The sequence below is a fragment of the Allobosea sp. GW821-FHT09G06 genome (assembly GCF_059416005.1).
Genome location: NZ_JBWKOI010000002.1, coordinates 822,819 through 839,027 on the forward strand (window position 1 = coordinate 822,819; position 16,209 = coordinate 839,027).

At 67.3% G+C, this 16,209-nt stretch carries 15 protein-coding genes; 4 read left to right on the forward strand and 11 right to left on the reverse strand.

Going from position 1 to position 16,209, the window contains the following annotated elements; genetic code table 11:
* Positions 1-131: 131 nt before the first annotated feature.
* The 3 genes from smc to AC07NY_RS14080 form a co-directional block, all read right to left on the reverse strand.
* Positions 132-3,587, reverse strand: coding sequence for a chromosome segregation protein SMC (gene smc / locus AC07NY_RS14070; protein ID WP_494584344.1), 3,456 nt, complete (start codon positions 3,585-3,587; stop codon positions 132-134).
* Positions 3,588-3,749: 162 nt separating this feature from the next.
* On the reverse strand, positions 3,750-4,370 hold the full coding sequence (locus tag AC07NY_RS14075; RefSeq protein WP_494584345.1) for a DsbA family protein: 621 nt from the start codon (positions 4,368-4,370) through the stop codon (positions 3,750-3,752).
* A gap of 92 nt (positions 4,371-4,462) precedes the next feature.
* Complete coding sequence (locus tag AC07NY_RS14080; RefSeq protein WP_494584346.1) at positions 4,463-4,960, reverse strand: DUF721 domain-containing protein; 498 nt, start codon at positions 4,958-4,960, stop codon at positions 4,463-4,465.
* A 118-nt stretch (positions 4,961-5,078) separates the two neighbouring features.
* Here AC07NY_RS14080 and AC07NY_RS14085 point away from each other — a divergent pair, with 118 nt between their 5' ends.
* Both AC07NY_RS14085 and mutY read left to right on the forward strand, forming a co-directional pair.
* Positions 5,079-5,672, forward strand: coding sequence for a DNA polymerase III subunit epsilon (locus tag AC07NY_RS14085; RefSeq protein WP_494584347.1), 594 nt, complete (start codon positions 5,079-5,081; stop codon positions 5,670-5,672).
* A gap of 60 nt (positions 5,673-5,732) precedes the next feature.
* Positions 5,733-6,797: an A/G-specific adenine glycosylase gene (mutY, locus tag AC07NY_RS14090; protein WP_494584348.1), complete on the forward strand. Its 1,065-nt coding sequence runs from the start codon at positions 5,733-5,735 to the stop codon at positions 6,795-6,797.
* Here the strand turns inward: mutY and AC07NY_RS14095 are convergent.
* The 4 genes from AC07NY_RS14095 to AC07NY_RS14110 all read right to left on the reverse strand — a co-directional run bounded on the left by AC07NY_RS14095 (position 6,776) and on the right by AC07NY_RS14110 (position 11,187).
* Positions 6,776-7,504 carry a papain-like cysteine protease family protein gene (locus AC07NY_RS14095; protein ID WP_492284243.1) on the reverse strand — a complete coding sequence of 243 codons (729 nt, stop codon included), beginning with the start codon at positions 7,502-7,504 and terminating at the stop codon, positions 6,776-6,778. The two genes, mutY and AC07NY_RS14095, sit on opposite strands and share 22 nt — an antisense overlap.
* 102 nt (positions 7,505-7,606) lie before the next feature.
* On the reverse strand, positions 7,607-8,809 hold the full coding sequence (locus AC07NY_RS14100) for a site-specific DNA-methyltransferase (protein WP_494584349.1): 1,203 nt from the start codon (positions 8,807-8,809) through the stop codon (positions 7,607-7,609).
* Positions 8,810-9,148: 339 nt separating this feature from the next.
* Positions 9,149-9,760 carry a ribonuclease HII gene (rnhB, locus tag AC07NY_RS14105; RefSeq protein WP_492284748.1) on the reverse strand — a complete coding sequence of 204 codons (612 nt, stop codon included), beginning with the start codon at positions 9,758-9,760 and terminating at the stop codon, positions 9,149-9,151.
* A gap of 341 nt (positions 9,761-10,101) precedes the next feature.
* Positions 10,102-11,187 carry a PA0069 family radical SAM protein gene (locus AC07NY_RS14110; RefSeq protein ID WP_492284241.1) on the reverse strand — a complete coding sequence of 362 codons (1,086 nt, stop codon included), beginning with the start codon at positions 11,185-11,187 and terminating at the stop codon, positions 10,102-10,104.
* A 232-nt stretch (positions 11,188-11,419) separates the two neighbouring features.
* On the opposite strand from AC07NY_RS14110, the gene AC07NY_RS14115 reads away from it, so the two are divergent.
* Both AC07NY_RS14115 and AC07NY_RS14120 read left to right on the forward strand, forming a co-directional pair.
* Positions 11,420-11,905, forward strand: a complete 486-nt coding sequence (locus AC07NY_RS14115) for a hypothetical protein (protein ID WP_494584350.1) — start codon at positions 11,420-11,422, stop codon at positions 11,903-11,905.
* 151 nt (positions 11,906-12,056) lie between these two features.
* Entirely contained in the window at positions 12,057-12,182 is a 126-nt protein-coding gene (locus AC07NY_RS14120) for a hypothetical protein (RefSeq protein ID WP_257732482.1), read from the forward strand.
* A 103-nt stretch (positions 12,183-12,285) separates the two neighbouring features.
* Here the strand turns inward: AC07NY_RS14120 and AC07NY_RS14125 are convergent, their stop codons facing one another.
* The 4 genes from AC07NY_RS14125 to AC07NY_RS14140 all read right to left on the reverse strand — a co-directional run bounded on the left by AC07NY_RS14125 (position 12,286) and on the right by AC07NY_RS14140 (position 16,164).
* Positions 12,286-12,624 (reverse strand): hypothetical protein, encoded by a 339-nt coding sequence (locus AC07NY_RS14125; protein WP_494584351.1) that lies wholly within the window; start codon positions 12,622-12,624, stop codon positions 12,286-12,288.
* A 63-nt stretch (positions 12,625-12,687) separates the two neighbouring features.
* Complete coding sequence (ypfJ, locus tag AC07NY_RS14130; RefSeq protein ID WP_494584352.1) at positions 12,688-13,569, reverse strand: KPN_02809 family neutral zinc metallopeptidase; 882 nt, start codon at positions 13,567-13,569, stop codon at positions 12,688-12,690.
* 148 nt (positions 13,570-13,717) lie between these two features.
* The gene (cydB, locus tag AC07NY_RS14135; protein WP_494584353.1) at positions 13,718-14,722 is read right to left on the reverse strand and encodes a cytochrome d ubiquinol oxidase subunit II; all 1,005 of its coding nucleotides are present in this window, start codon (positions 14,720-14,722) and stop codon (positions 13,718-13,720) included.
* Between the two features lie 11 nt (positions 14,723-14,733).
* Positions 14,734-16,164 carry a cytochrome ubiquinol oxidase subunit I gene (locus AC07NY_RS14140; RefSeq protein ID WP_494584354.1) on the reverse strand — a complete coding sequence of 477 codons (1,431 nt, stop codon included), beginning with the start codon at positions 16,162-16,164 and terminating at the stop codon, positions 14,734-14,736.
* Positions 16,165-16,209 lie beyond the last annotated feature (45 nt).

The window sequence follows — 16,209 nt, forward strand, 5'->3', positions numbered from 1 at the left end:
TGGAATATTTATAAATTCTGGCAAAGTGCGACAATCTTGCCGCATTGCGGGACCGAATGTGGCATTTTTTCAGCGGGCCGCGGCCGCTCACGGCCACGTTTTTGGGGATGACCGGACCGCTCGAGGCCGGCTTATCCCGCGTCGCGGATGCGCTCGGCCGTTGCCAGGTCGACCGACACCATCTGGCTGACCCCGCGCTCGGCCATGGTCACGCCGAAGAGCCGTTCCATCCGGGCCATCGTGATCGGATTGTGCGTGATCAGGATGAAGCGCGTCTCGGTATTGCGGGCCATGTCGACGAGCAGGTCGCAATAGCGCTCGACATTGGCGTCGTCGAGCGGGGCGTCGACCTCGTCGAGCACGCAGATCGGGGAGGGATTCGTCAGGAAGACCGCGAAGATCAGCGCGGTCGCGGTTAGCGCCTGTTCGCCGCCGGAGAGCAGCGTCATCACCTGCGGCTTCTTGCCGGGCGGGCGGGCGAAAATTTCGAGGCCGGCATCGAGCGGGTCTTCCGAATCCACCAGCTTGAGTTCCGCCTCGCCACCGCCGAAGAGCACGCCGAACAACCGTTGGAAATGGCCGTTGACGACGTCGAAAGCAGCGATGAGCCGCTCGCGCCCCTCGCGATTGAGCGCGCCGATCGCTTGTCGCAGACGGCGGATCGCCTCGGTCAGGTCGTCGCGCTCGCTGGAGAGGCCTTCGCGCTTGGCCTTCACTTCGGTCAATTCGTCCTCGGCACGCAGATTGACGGCGCCGAGCCGCTCGCGCTCGCCCTTGAGGTTGGCGAGCCGCCGCTCGATCGCTTCCGGTTCGGGCAGCGCATCGCCCGGTTTGATTCCGGCGATCGCCTGCAAACCGTCGAGCCCGGTATCGAGCCCGTCCTCGATCTGCCGGATGATGTCACCGACGCGCTGGCGGGCGGCCTCCAGTCGGGCTTCAGCCGAGGCACGGCGCTCGCGGGCACTCGACAAACCCTCTAGAGCGATGCGCGCCTGCCGGTCGGCTTCGGCCAGCGCGGCCTCGCCTGAAGCCAGCTTGTCAGCGGCGTCCCGGCGCGTGGCTTCGGCTTGCTCGATCTCGGCAACGAGGCGCCGCCGCTCGGTCAGGAACGTGTCGGGCGCTTCGAGAAGCGCCTTCTGCTCGGCGCCGGCGGCGTCGATTCGGCGTCGCGTCTCCTCGGCGCTCTGGAGGCTTGCAGCCGTGCGCTGTTTCCACGCCTTGATGTCGGCGGCGATGGCCTCGCGGCGGCGGGCGCGCAGGTCGGCCTCCCGCGCCAGGGTCTGGACGCGAGCGCGCGCATCGGAGGCGGCGGCGCGGGCCTCGCCCAGCAGCACGCGGGCCTTGAGCAGGGTATTTTCCAGTTCGGCGGAAGCGGGCAGGGCGGAAAGCCCTGTCTTCTGCGCTGCGACTTGCTGCGAAGCTTCCGACACGGCTTGGCCGAGGCGCTTGACCGCTTCCGCGAGCGTCGAGCGCTTGACCAGCGTTTCGGCCGCCTTGCGCTCGGCAACGGTCAACTGCTCGCGGGCCTGGTCGACGCCGCGCCGTGCCTGCTTTGCAGCCTCGATCGCGGCGCTTTCGGCCTGCGCGGCCTGTCTCGCCTCGGCGCTCACGGCCTCCAGAGCCCGGCGCGCAGCCTCAGCCGCCTCCCGGGCCGCTTTCGCCTCGCGTTCGAGATCGGCAAGGCGATTCTTCTCGGAGAGCCGCCGCGCGGCAGGCGAGGGGGCGTCAGCCGCGCTGGTGAAACCGTCCCAGCGCCAGAGATCGCCCGCTTGCGACACGAGGATCTGACCTTGTTTCAGGGAGCGCCGCAGAGCCTCGCCCTCGTCAGAGGTGACGACGCCGATCTGCGCCAGCCGCCGCCGGAGCGCTGCCGGCGCCTTGACATGGGCAAGCAGCGGTTGGGCGCCCGCAGGCAGGGCGGGGTCGCTCTCGCCTTCGCCGGTATCGTCCCAATGGGCAGGGGCGGTCGCCTCGGTCGACGCGTCGAGATCGTCGCCGAGCGCGGCGCCGAGCGCGATCTCGTAACCCTTGGCGACGCTGACGGCTTCGAGCACCGCCGGCCAGCGATCACCCGCAGCCGGGGCGAGCAGCTTGCGCAGCGTGCCGATCTCGGTGTCGAGGCGCTGCGCCCGGCGGTCGGCTTCGGCAAGGGGCCCCCGCTGCCCGGCTTCGCGCTCGCGCGCCGAAGCGACGGCATTGCGCGCGGTGACGACGTCGGCGTCGGTGGCCTTCAGCGCCTTCTCGGCGGCGGCCAGCGTTTCGCGTAGCCGGTCGAGCAACGTTTTGGCATCGGATGCGTCGAGGGTTTCGAGCTCGCGGCGCAGCTTGTCGCGTTCGGCTCCGGCGCGATCCTGTCGATCGCGCGCCTCGCGCAGTGAGCGCTCCAGGGCGCCGCGTCGTGCGGCGAGATCGGAGAGCGCGGCCTGCGCAGTGGCTTGCTCGGCTTCGGCTGCAGCAAGTGCGGCTTCCGCCGCGCGCTGCGCCGCCGCTGCGGTCTCGGCGCCTGACCCGGCGCCATCGCCTTCCCGGGCGAGCGCTTCGTCTTCCTCCGCCAGTCGGGCGAGGCTCTCGGCCGCGTCGCGGCCGATCGTCTCCTGACGCGACAGGTCGGCCTGCAATTCGGCGAGGCGCTTGCCGAGTTCCTCGGCGCGCTGGCGGGCTCGCCTGTTCTCGGCTTCGAGCTCGTCGAGCCCGCGCTTCAGGCGGACCAGCGCGGCAGCGGCGGTCGCCTCGCCCTCGCGCAGCGCCGGCAATTCATGCGCGGCGATCGCCTGCCTCTTGGCGGCTTCGGCTTGAAGTCCGGTCTGATCGGCGACGCCGCGCACGGCTTCTTCCAGCACATGCGCGGCCTGCGCCTCCTGGGCGCGGGCGTCGTGCAGGGCGATGACGGCGAGAATCGCTTCGGCCCGGCGGATATCGGCAGCGAGGCTGCGATAGCGCCCGGCCTGCCTTGCCTGACGCTGCAAGGCGTCGATTTGCCCGTCGATCTCGCCGAGCACGTCTTCCAGCCGGGTCAGGTTGTCCTCGGCCCCGCGCAGGCGCAGTTCGGCCTCATGGCGGCGACTGTGGAGGCCGGCGATGCCGGCGGCATCTTCCAGGATGCGCCGGCGCGATTGCGGCTTGGCCGAGATGATCTCGCTGATCTGCCCTTGCCGCACGAGGGCCGGCGAGCGCGCGCCGGTCGCCGCATCGGCGAAAAGGAGCTGCACGTCCTTGGCCCGCACCTCCTTGCCGTTGATGCGGTAGGTCGAGCCCTCCTCGCGCTCGATCCGGCGCGTGACCTCCAGCACATCGGCTTCGTTGAAGGCGGCCGGCGCCTTGCGGTCGCTATTGTCGAGGGTGAGCGAGACCTCGGCCATGTTGCGGGCCGGGCGCTCGTTCGAGCCGCCGAAGATGACGTCGTCCATGCCCGAGCCGCGCATGTTCTTGAACGAGCTTTCGCCCATCACCCAGCGCAGGGCTTCGACGAGATTGGACTTGCCGCAGCCATTGGGGCCGACGACGCCGGTCAGCCCCGGCTCGATCCGGAACTCCGTCGGCTCGACGAAGGTCTTGAAGCCGGCGAGCTTGAGGCGCGTCAGATGCATAGGCGCGCCAGCTTTCTTCCTTCTCCCCTCGGGGAAGAAGGTGGCCCGGCGGAGCCGGGTCGGATGAGGGAAGGGCAGGGCAGCGCGAGCCTGCCCTCATCCGTCTGCTTCGCAGACTCCTTCTCCCCCGAGGGGAGAAGGGAATGTGCATCGCACGCCGCCTCAATTGCCGAGGAGCGGCTCCAGGATCTTGTCGAATTCGGCGATCGTGAGCGCACCGGAACGCTTCTGCCCGTTGATGAAAAAGGTCGGCGTCGAATCCACGCCAGCCTTGGCCCCGCCATCCTTCACCACGGTGACGGCGTCATAGATATCCTGGCGTTTCAAGCAGGCTTCAAACGATTCCTGTGTGAAACCGGCCTGCTTCACCAGCGCGGAGAGCGCATCGACCGGCTTGTCGGTGAAGGCCCAGTTGCGCTGCTGCGCGAAGAGCAGGTCCGTCATCGGGTAATATTTGTCGTTGCCGTTGCAGCGGGCCAGCATGAAGCCGGCGGTGGCCAGCGGATCCAGCGGGAACTCGCGCAGGTTGAAGCGCACCTTGCCGGTGTCGATGTACTTCTTCTTCAGTTCCGGCCAGGTCGCGGAATGGAAGGTCGCGCAATGCGAGCAGGTCAGCGACGCATATTCGACGATGCTGACCTTGGCGTCGGCGGAGCCGAGCCAGACGTCGCCCAGCGGGCCGGCATCGGGCAGCTTGGTCTGGGCCCGCGCGGCGGTGCCGCCGGCGAGCGCGGCAGCGGCGATGCCGGCTGCGCCGGTCAGGAGCTGTCGCCTGTTCGTCATCGTGAGATATCCTCGGAAAGGTCGAAATCGGTTGGAGCTATAGAGGCCATCGCGATTGTGGCAAGAGCGCATCGTGCCGCGCACCGCTCCGCTCACGAAGCCGTGTCATCGCCTTGCGTTTTCGCGCGCAATGCCACGGCCCGGCCGAGCTTCGCCAGCGCCTCGCGCAGACCCTCGTCGACGACGCCCGAAACCTGCGCCTCGACGCGCGCCACCGTCTCGCTGTCGAGCTTGGGCACCGGCTTGGCAACGACGGGCGCCGCCACCGGCCCCTGCTTGAGCACGAGCTTGCCGACGGCCCGCCAGCCGAGATGCGTGTTGACGCGCTCGACCAGCAATGGCCCGAGATGCTGCATCTCCAGCGCGAAGGCGCTCTCGACCCGCACCACCATCGTCGCCGGCTCGGAGGCCTCGCCCGGCGCCGGCCGTCGCCGGGGCCAGTCGATCTTGAGGGGCCGCGAGCGCGCCGCCAGCCGCTCGCCGACGATCTCCGGCCAGAGCGAGACGATGGCGCGCCCCGCGAAGCCCTGAGCGGCGAGCGCGGGCGCGATGCAGTCGTCGATCAGCTCTGCGAGAGGTTTGGCGGACATGGCTGCATTGTGGGGGCGCGGCCGGCTGCCCGCAAGTTGCTTGCCGCCGCTGGCGGTGGGTTGGCGAAGCTCTATACAGAGGACCGTTTCAGAGGCTTGAAGGACAGCGGGAACTGCGATGGCACCGTTTTACGTCGTCACAGATTGCGAATTCGACGGGCCGACGCCCGGTGCAAACTCGATGCTCTCGTTCGGCTCCGTCGCCGTCTCGGCCAGCGGCAGCATTCTCGGTGAATTCGAGGCCGTTCTGGAGCCGCTGGACGGCGCAGGTCGCGATCCCGGCACCATGGCTTTTTGGCAGAGGCATCCGGAAGCCTGGGCAGCTGCCACCAGCAACGCCGAACCCGCAGCCACTGTAGTCGGACGTTTCGTCGATTGGGTGAGATCATTCGATGGCAAGCCGATCTTTGCCGCGCACCCGGTCAGCCTCGATGGGCCATGGTTCGATTTTTGCCTGCGGCGCTTTACCGGACGCCCGCTGCTGGAAGGCCCATGGGTCTCCGATCGCCTGTTTTTTCATGCGCCTCTGTGCCTGATGTCCATGGTCGCGGGCAGCACGGGGCGGGGGCATTGGGAATGCGATGTCGGGAATTATCCCACCGAATGGCTCGGCGATGTCGAGCACACGCATCGCGCGATCGATGATGCGCGTGGCTATGCAAACCTCCTGAGCTTCGTCATCCGGAATGGACGCTTAGCGCACGGACGTTAGGACGGTGCTCGGTGATCCCCGCCCTTCCGCATCGCCGGCCTCTCGGGCTACATCGGCCTCATGAACCCAGAGGCCCGCGCCGCCGACCTTCTCGCCTGGTACGACCGTCATCGCCGGGCGCTGCCCTGGCGTGCGAGCGCGGGCGAACGGCCTGATCCCTACCGGGTCTGGGCCTCCGAGATCATGCTGCAGCAGACAACCGTCACGGCCGTGAAGCCCTATTACGAGCGCTTCATGACCCGCTTCCCGACGGTGAAGGCTCTCGCCGAGGCGCCGTCCGAGGATGTCATGCAGGCCTGGGCCGGGCTCGGCTATTATTCCCGCGCCCGCAATCTCCACGCCTGCGCCAAGGCGGTGATGGAGGGCCATCGCGGCCGCTTTCCCGATACGGAGGAGGGCTTGCGCGCTCTTCCGGGCATCGGCGCCTATACGGCCGGTGCGGTTGCCGCGATCGCCTTCGACCGGCCGGCGGCGGCGGTCGACGGCAATGTCGAGCGCGTCATGAGCCGGCTCTTCGCCATCGAGGATGAACTGCCCGGCGCCCGGCCTTTGATTCGCGAGAAGGTGCTGGCGCTGCTGCCGCACGGCCGGCCGGGTGATTTCGCTCAGGCGTTGATGGATCTCGGTGCCACCATCTGCACGCCGCGCAATCCGGCCTGCGGCCTCTGCCCCTGGCGCGAGCCCTGCCGGGCGCGGATCGCCGGAACGCAGGAGAGCTTTCCGTGCAAGGCGAAGAAGAAGGCCGGCGTCACGCGCTATGGCGCGGCCTTCGTGCTCACCCGGCAGGATGGCGCCATCCTGCTCCGCACCCGGCCGGCCAAGGGCCTGCTCGGCGGCATGGCCGAGGTGCCGACCAGCGAATGGCGGGCCGATTACGAACTCGACGGCGCGGCGCAGGACGCGCCGTTGCCACTGCGTTGGACGCAGGTTGCGGAGCCGGTCCGCCATGTCTTCACGCATTTTCCGCTGGAACTGACCGTGTTCACCGGCAGCGTGTCCGAGCGCACGCAGGCCCCGGCAGGCATGCGCTTTACCAGACTCGCCGATCTCGCCGGCGAGCCGTTGCCGAGCTTGATGCTGAAGGTGGTCGAGCGCGCCGGGCTCTACAACTCGAAGACGCGATAGGTCATCGTCGGCAATTCGACGGACCATTTGAAATAGCCCTTCGAATAGACCTTGCCGCGGTTCGGCGGCCAGGGGTCGTGGATGCGCAGCGTCGTGCCGGTGCCGTCCGGATTGCCGTCGCCGCGCATGCCGACGATCACGATCATATGGCCGGGACTGCCGCGGCCGGCGGTATATTCATCGACGCGCCAGAGCATGTCGAACATCAACGGCCCGCGCGACACCGCCTGCCGAAGCTGCTCGACCGACCAGGATTGCGGCGCATTGCAGCGCAGGCCGTGGACGCGGCCATAGCGCTGGCCGGTGACGATCGCCTGGTCGCTTTCGGAGGAGTTCAGCAGCCCGCCATCGGAGGCGATCATGTCCGGTGGCGTCTTGGCGATGATGATCGGCACGGTCGATTTCTTCATCATCGCCGTCGATGTCGCCCAACAGGTCGTGTTGGTCGGCTGCGCGATGAAGGGGACCTTGTGCAGGATCGGCGCGAAGGCCTCGGTATCGTAGAGGCAGGACTGGGTCGCCGGCCCCGCCTGGCCATCCTCGACCAGCCAGTTCTTGCGCTGGAAGGCGAGGACCGCATTGTGGGTGAGGGTGCCGAACTGTCCGTCGGGCACGAGTTTGGGTATCGGTTTGAGCTTGGCGTTCAGCGCTTCCTGGAGCGCCTTGACCTCGGGGCCACGGGAGCCGTTCTTGAGGATCGTCGCCATGCTGCCGCCCTCTATGTCATACGGGCGAGCATGCGCTCGCGGGCGGCGGGCGCGCATCCTCTGAACGAATGACGGAAGGGCCGGGCGCCTGCGCCCGGCGGCTCAGACCGCGGCCATCTGCGCCCGGATCTCGCCACGCAGGGTGTCAAGGACGGTCAGCCCACCCTCTCGCTCGACATGCCAGAAGGTCCAGCCGTTGCAGGCCGGCAGGCCCTGCGCCAGCGCGCCGACCTTGTGGATCGAGCCGACCGCGGGGCCGAGCAGCAGCGTGCCATCGGCGCGCACGGTGGCCTTGTAGCGGCGCTTCTCGTCATGGACGGTCTCGCCGGCCTTCACCAGCCCGGCCTCGACCAGGCTGAGGAAGGGCACGCGAGGCTCGCTGCGCTTTGAGGGCGCGGTCGAGAAGGCTTCCGGCGCCAGCGGCGTCACCGCGGCAATGCGCTCGCGCGCCGCCTTGGCATAAACCGGATCGCGCTCGAGCCCGATGAAGCGGCGGCCCAGCGCCTTGGCGACGGCGCCGGTCGTGCCCGTGCCGAAGAACGGATCGAGGATCACGTCGCCGGGATTCGAGGCCGAGAGCAGCACGCGGGCGAGCAGGGCTTCCGGCTTCTGCGTCGGATGAACCTTGGTGCCGTTTTCGTCCTTCAGGCGTTCGTCGCCGGTGCAGAGCGGCAGATACCAGTCCGAGCGCATCTGCAGGTCGTCATTGCCGCCCTTCAGCGCTTCGTAATGGAAGGTGTATTTGGAAGCTTCGCCCCGCGCCGCCCAGATCAGCGTCTCATGCGCATTGGTGAAGCGCCGGCCACGGAAATTCGGCATCGGATTGGCCTTGCGCCAGACGATGTCGTTCAGCATCCAGAAGCCGAGATCCTGCAGCGTCGCGCCGACGCGGAAGATGTTGTGATAGCTGCCGATCACCCACAGCGCCCCGTCCGGCTTCAGGATGCGCCGCGCGGCCGACAGCCAGTCGCGGGTGAAGCGGTCGTAATCGGAGAAGGAGGCGAACTTGTCCCAGTCGTCGTCGACGGCATCGACGAGGCTGTCGTCGGGCCGGCGCAGATCGCCGCCGAGCTGGAGATTATAGGGAGGATCGGCGAAGATCAGGTCGACGCTCGCCGGTGGCAGGGCGTTCATCGCGGCGATGCAATCGCCGACGAGGACCTGATCCAGCGGCAGCTCCCGAGGGATGCCGATTTGTTCGGGAAGGCCCTTGGCCTTCATCCGAGCCCCCAGTGCAGGCCGTCCGGTACGCGAAACCTGAATCCGGACGGGAGCACTGGCGGTCCCGGTACGCGAGATACCCATGACGCCAAGACCGTTACGCAACTTCAACGAGGGCGATATTGGTCAGACAGGGTAAAGGTCGGGTTTCCGCTTTGAAAAAAATGCGTCCCATTCTGGGGCTGCAAAATTTGCCTAGCCTATTGGGAATCAAGGGAAATTCGTAAACGGCGGTTAACGTCTGGACCTGCCGTTACGGCAGGTTGGCGGGGCGGTCGGCTTCCCTTTCGGCCAGAGCTGGCCGTCATGCTACGGCGTGCCCCGAGCATCTCTGGCACCGAGGCTCCGGGGCCTCTTCCTGGCGGAGATTCCCGGGTCTGCGCTGCGCTCCGCCCGAGAATGACGCGTGAACAAATGCGCCGGCTACCGGAACCAGACGCCTTTCACCGGCGCGAAGGAATAGCGGTGCTCGGGGCAGGGGCCGTGCGCGAGGATCGCCTTGCGATGCTGCGGCGTGCCATAGCCGACATGGCCGGAGAAGCCATAGGCCGGATAGCGCTGCGAGAGCCGCGCCATCATCCGGTCGCGCATCACCTTGGCGACGATCGAGGCCGCGGCGATCGAGGCGACCTGCCCGTCGCCTTGGATGATCGCCTCGCAGGAGCAATCGAATTGCGGCGGGTCGTTGCCATCGACCAGTACATGCCGCGGCGCGAGCGGCAGCGCGGCCACGGCCCGGCGCATCGCGAGCAGCGTCGCTTGGCGGATATTGATGGCGTCGATCTCGACCGCCGTCACGCTGGCGACGGAAACGGCCAGCGCCCGCTCCATGATCTCCCCGAAGAGCTCCTCGCGAATCGCCGCCGGCAGCTTCTTCGAATCGTCGAGTCCGTGAGGCACCCGGGCGGGATCGAGGATCACGGCCGCCGCAACGACCGGCCCGGCCAGCGGGCCGCGCCCGACCTCGTCGATCCCGGCGAGCGGCCAAAAGCCGTTGGCGATGGCGGAGGTCTCGCGGTGGAAATCGGCGGGCATGGCGGGGTTATGCAGCAGGCAGGGACGTTGGGCCAGAGCGGCGGGAGCGCGCTCCACTGCCATGCTCTTACCCGACCCAATAGATGCTGGAACCGCGGGGAACCCTCTCCCGGAGGAAGAGGGCAGGGTGAGGGGTAGGCCGTTGGACACTGTGGTTGTGACCTGACCGCGGCAGCGGAAAGGCGAGCGCTTCACTGGTCGAGAGGCCTACACCTCACCCCAACCCCTATTCTTACAGGAGAGGGGTTCCTGCGGTTGATTGATCTGCGGCAGCCATCTGGTGAAGGAGATTCTCGGGTCTGCGCTTCGCTGCGCCCGAGAATGACGGCTGACCCAGCGCCTCAAAACAAGCTCAGCTGCGCCTTCTCCTTCTCCGGCTTCACGAAGAGATCCGTCCGCAGCCGGCGCCGGGTTGTATTGAAGCCGATGCGCTCGGCCGCCATCTCGAAGCGCCGCCCGATCATCCAGGCATAGGGGCCGGAGCCGACCATGCGCTGGCCCCATTGCGAATCGTAGTCCTTGCCGCCGCGCGTCGAGCGGATCAGCGACATCACATGCCGGAGCTTGTCGGGATGATGCGTCAGCAGCCATTCCTGCACGATGTCGCGGACCTCGAGCGGCAGCCTGAGCAGGACATAGCCGGCCTCCTGGGCGCCCGCCGCCTTGGCCGAATCGAGGATGCGCTCGATCTCGTGCTCGTTGATAGCCGGGATGATCGGCGCGACCAGCACCGTGACCGGGATGCCGGCCTCCGAGAGCTTGCGGATCGTCTCGAGGCGTTTGGCGGGGGAGGCGGCGCGCGGTTCCATGCCGCGTGCGGTCTTGGGATCGAGCGTCGTCACCGAGAGCGCGACCTTGACCAGCCCCTTTTCCGCCATCGGCGCGAGGATATCGATGTCGCGCTGGACCAGCGCCGATTTCGTGACGATGCCGACGGGATGGTTGAACTTGGCCAGCACCTCCAGGATCTGCCGCATGATCCGGAGCTTCTTCTCGATCGGCTGATAGGCATCGGTATTGGTGCCGATCGCGATGGTGCGCGGCTGGTAGGAGGGCGATGAGAGCTCCTTCTCCAGCAGCGCCGCCGCATCCGGCTTGGCCGTCAGCTTGCTCTCGAAGTCGAGCCCGGGCGACAGGCCGAGATAGGCATGGCTCGGCCGGGCGAAGCAGTAGACGCAGCCATGCTCGCAGCCGCGATAAGGATTGATCGAACGGTCGAAGGAGATGTCCGGCGAGTCGTTGCGCGTGATGATGGTGCGCGCCTTCTCATAGGCGATCTCGGTCGAGAACGGCGGCAGCTCCTCCAGCGAGCCCCAGCCGTCATCCTCGGTGACGCGCTGCTCCGTCTCGTAGCGTCCGCCCGGATTGATCGTGGCGCCGCGCCCGCGCCGCCTGTCGGGATCGATGCGGTGGCCGGCATAGGCCATAGGGTCAGCCGGCGCGACGATCGGAGCGGAAACACTCGGCTCCCTGTCCGCCCGCCGCAGGGGCTGGGCTGCCGGGAAGGGCCGTGAGGTGGGTCTGGCCTGGGGCATGGTTTCGAACCGGGTCGCGCGCCGGGAATCGACGCATTCTGGTCTCACGTAGAGTGAACATATAGAGAACAAAAGGCAAGTGGCGGGATTGTGGCATGCTGCGTTGCGGCATAGGATTTCGCTCATGCTCACAGCCGTGATCCGCAGCGATGGTTCCCAGCAGGCGCTCGCAGCGACCCTTGCCGTCCTCATCCCGGCGGTGGCGGAGGGCTTTCTCGGCCATGCGGTGATCGTCGACACCATCGATTCGCCCGAGACCGAGCGCGCCGCTGATGCGACGGGCGCCCGTTATCTGCGCGCGGGCAATGGCAGCGCTTGGCGCGATGGCGCGGCCGGTGCGCGGGGCGAGCGTATCGTCCTGTTCGATGCCGGCGACGTGCCGCAGGCCCATTGGGTGCAGGCCGTGGAGCGCCATCTGCTGGTCGCGGCGGCGAAGCCGGCCCTGATTCCGGCAAGCGGGATTGCCGCATCCCTGCGCGAGCGGCTGGCTTTCTCCTTGGGCGGGCGTGGCCTTGGGCCCGGCCTCGTCATGCTCCGCGCGGCGGCAGCGGCCGGCCGAATCGACCGGGCACCGCTGCGGTTGCCGGTCCTGCGGGAACGGGCCGGCTAAGCCGTTCGCACCCTCCTTATTGTCATCGGCTGGTCATGCTTCGGGCGCATGGCAGATCGCGTTTCGCATCGGAACTTGTGCAATGCAGCATAAGTTCATATGTTGACGGTTGCCCAAAGCACCTCCCTCAGACCTTCGAAAGGAGAGACCCATGCTTGACCGGCACGATTCCTGTTCAGCGTTTGAAGCCGAGCGCGAAGAGGACAAACGCGAGGAACAGCAAGAGGACGAGGATACGTTCTCGCCTCGCGTGCATCAGGAAGGATTCTGGAGCTGAAGGCTCCATGAAAACGAAGCGGAGGGCTGGATGCAGCCCTCCGCGCAGCATGTGAACGTCGCGGGCCCTGTTCGGGCCCTTTCTGTTTTGCGAGCTTGCCCGATTACCACCGGTTGGAATGAGGACGGCGATAGCCGTAAGGCGGCAGGTTGCCGGGACGCCGCCGGTAGTTGGGATCCCGATCGTAACCGCGATTGTAGTAGCCGCCGCCGTAGCCGCGCCCTCCGCTGCGGCCAAAGCGCCGCTGCTCTTCCATGTTCTGCTGGATGGTCATCATCCGCTCGCGCCTGGCGGCGCTGGCGGTGAAGGCTATCGGCTGTCCGTCGAGCTGCCCGGCGGTCGCCGCCGGAAGCGCCTCGCTCACGGAGGATGCGGACGCAGCCGGCGCCATCATGGTTGCGCCGGCGGCAAGCAGCACCGCGGCGATCAGCAAACGGCACATGAGAGGTCTCCTGTAATTTATGCGGCAGGGCCCATCTCGACGAAAGACAGAGCGCGTGCCGCCCTAGACCGGGTTCCGGAACGTGTCGCAGCGCTGCATCGAGCCGGACTGGAAGCCGACATTGAACCATTTCGTGCGCTGGGCGGACGAGCCGTGCGTGAAGGAATCGGGCACGACCACGCCCTGCGAGGCCTGCTGCAGCTTGTCGTCGCCGATCGCCGCAGCCGAGCGCAGCGCTTCCTCGATATCGCCCTGGTCGAGCCGGCCCATCGCCTGAATGTTATTGGCCCAGACGCCGGCGAAGCAGTCCGCCTGCAATTCGATCCTGACCGAGATCGCATTCGCGTCGCGCTCCGAGGAGCGCTCGCGCAGCTGGTTGGCCTTGGGCAGGATGCCGAGCAGGTTCTGGATGTGGTGGCCGACCTCGTGGCCGACGACATAGGCATAGGCGAAGTCGCCGCCGCCGCCGAGCTTACGCTGCATCTCCTGGAAGAAGGAGGTGTCGAGATAGACCTTCTTGTCGGCCGGGCAATAGAATGGCCCCATTGCCGCCTGCGCCGTGCCGCAGCCCGAGCGGTCGACGCCCGAGAACAGCACGAGGCGCGGCGGCTGGTAGCGGATATTGGCCTGCTGCGGCAGGATCTTCGACCAGATATCCTCGTTCTGCGCCAGCACGGCCGAGACGAAACGGCCCATCTCGTCCTGCGGCGGGCCGGAGGAGCGGCGTGTCTCCTGCGTCTGCGGGCGCCCGCCGATGCCGCCGATCAGTTCGGCTCCGCCGATGAGCAGGCGCGGGTCGATGCCGAGCGCCCAGCCGAGCAGGCCCAGCACCACCATCGTGCCGATGCCGACGCCGCCGCGCCCGCCGGGCATGCCGGCGAAACCGCCGCCGCTGCCGCGCCTGTCCTCGAGATTTTCGGACTGGCGGTAATCTTCCCACTGCATGAAGGCGTCCCCGACGAAGCGTCCCCGCAATCTCGCTGGGAGAGGCAGGGAACTCAAGTCGTCTTTGCAAGCTGCTCCTGAACGCCGGCTGACCGCGTCGGTTCCTGAGAGCCTCCATCGAGACCCCTCCGGGTCTTGTTGGAGACTCTTAGTGGTAGCCGCTATCGGCCCTGACCTTGCCGCGGAAGGTCCAGTACACGAAGGCCGTGTAGAACAGGATCATCGGCAGCAGGAAGGCGACGCCGATCAGCACGAAGATATGGGAGGACGGCGCGGCGGCGGCATCCCAGATCGTGACCGAGGGCGGCACGAGATAGGGGAAGTTCGAGATCGACAGCCCGAGGAAGCAGAGCAGGAAGATCGCGATGGTGAAGGCGAAGGGCGTGAATTCATGCGCGCCGTGGAGCCGCTTCCAGGCCATGTAGCCGCAGAACGCCGTCAGCACCGGGAAGGGCCAGAGCAGGGCGAGATTGCCCGGCGTGAACCAGCGCTCGGCGATGCGCGGATGGGCGAGGGGCGTCCACAGCGAAACCAGCGCGGCGAAGCCCATCAGCGCGAGCAGCAGCGCCCTGGCCTGCCGGCGCGCCCGCTCCGCGACCGGGCCTTCGGTCTTGAAGATCAGCCAGGTCGCGCCGAGCAGGGCATAGCCCACCACGACGCCGATGCCGCACATCACGGTGAAAGGCGTCAGCCAGTCGAACGGGCCTCCGGCGAACTGGCCGTTCGCGACCGTGATGCCCTGGATCAGCCCGCCAAGGATGAGCCCCTGCGAGAAGGCGGCGACGGTGGAGCCGAGCCAGAAGGCGAGGTCCCAGCGGTGGTGATGCGGCTTGGCGACCCAGCGGAACTCGAAGGCGACACCACGGAAGATCAGCGCCAGCAGCATCAGGATCACCGGGATGTAGAAGGCCGGCATGATGATGGCATAGGCCTGCGGGAAGGCGACCCAGAGCCCGCCGCCGCCCAGTACCAGCCAGGTCTCGTTGCCGTCCCAGAACGGCGCGACCGAATTCATCATCTGGTCGCGCTCGCCCTCGTCCTTCGTCGTCGGGAACAGGATGGCGATGCCGAGGTCGAAGCCGTCGAGCACCACATAGAGCATCACGGCGGTGCCGATCAGCCCGGCCCAGATCACGGGGAGATACCATTCCATGGGTCGTCTCCTCAGATCGCGGGCTGGATCTTGTCGTCGCCGGGCTTGCCGTCGCCGAAGATCGCGGCGGCCTCCCCCTGCGCCGCCTTGAGCGGGCGCTGCGATGGCTGCTCGGGCGCATCCTCGCCGGATATCTCGTCCGGCCCCTTGTCGATCAGGCGGTTGATCAGCAGGATTCCGGCCGTGAAGACGACGGAGTAGACGCAGACGAACAGCGCAAGCGAGATCGCGACCTGCAGCGTCGTGACCGGTGAGACCGCGTCTGCGGAGCGGATGATGCCTGTCGCCAGCCAGGGCTGGCGCCCGACCTCGGTCACGAACCAGCCGGAGAGGATGGCGATGAAGCCGGCCGGCCAGGTGTATTGCGCGAGCCAGAGCCAGCGCCGCGATTCGAAGACGGTGCCCTTGCGCCAGAGCCAGGCGCCGACCCAACCGAACAGGATCATCAGCACGCCGATCCCGACCATCGCCCGGAAGGCGAAGAAGGGGATGAGCACGGGCGGCCGGTCCTCGATCTTGAAGTCCTTCAGGCTCGGGAACAGTGCGTTCATGCTGCCGTGGGTGACGAGGCTGGCGACGCCGGGGATCGAGATCTCGAACCGGTTGAGCTCGGCCTTCTCGTCCGGCCAGGCGAAGAGCACGAGCGCGCCGGGCTTCGACGAATCCCAGTGCGCCTCGATCGCGGCGAGCTTGGCCGGCTGGTAGGTCGCGGTATCGCGGCCATGGAAGTCGCCGATCACCGCCTGCAGCGGCGCGGTGAGCGCGATCATCAGGATCGCCATCCGCACCATCGTCTTGGCCGATTCGGTGCGGTGCCCGGCGAGCAGGTGGCGCGCCCCGGTCGCGAGCACGACAAAGGCGGTCGTGAGATAGGCGGCCGTCATCATATGGGCGAAGCGTAAGGGGAAGGTCGGGTTGAAGACGATCTTCATCCAGTCGACGGGATAGGCGATGCCGTCGCGTACTTCGTGCCCGGCCGGATACTGCATCCAGCTATTGGCCGAGAGAATCCAGAAACCGGAGAGCGCCGTGCCGCCCGCGACGATGACGGCGGAGAGAAAGTGCAGCCAGGGTGGCACGCGCTTCCAGCCGAACAGCAGGACGCCGAGGAAGGAGGCCTCGAGGAAGAAGGCCGAGAGCACCTCGTAGCCGATCAGAGGCCCGATGACGTTGCCGACCGCCGTCGAGAACCGGCTCCAGTTGGTGCCGAACTGGTAGGACAGCACGATGCCGGAAACCACGCCCATGGCGAAGGAGACCGCGAAGATCTTGGTCCAGAAGCGCGCGAGCAGATGGAATTTCGCATCGCCCGTCTTCAGCCACAGCCCGAGCAGCGTCGCGATATAGGCCGAAAGCCCGATCGTGAAGGCGGGAAAGACGATGTGGAAGGAAACCGTGAAGGCGAACTGGATGCGTGAGAGCAGAAATGCATCGATGACCATCGCAGAACTCCGTCGGCCACGCCGTCAAGGCGCTGGGGAACGCCC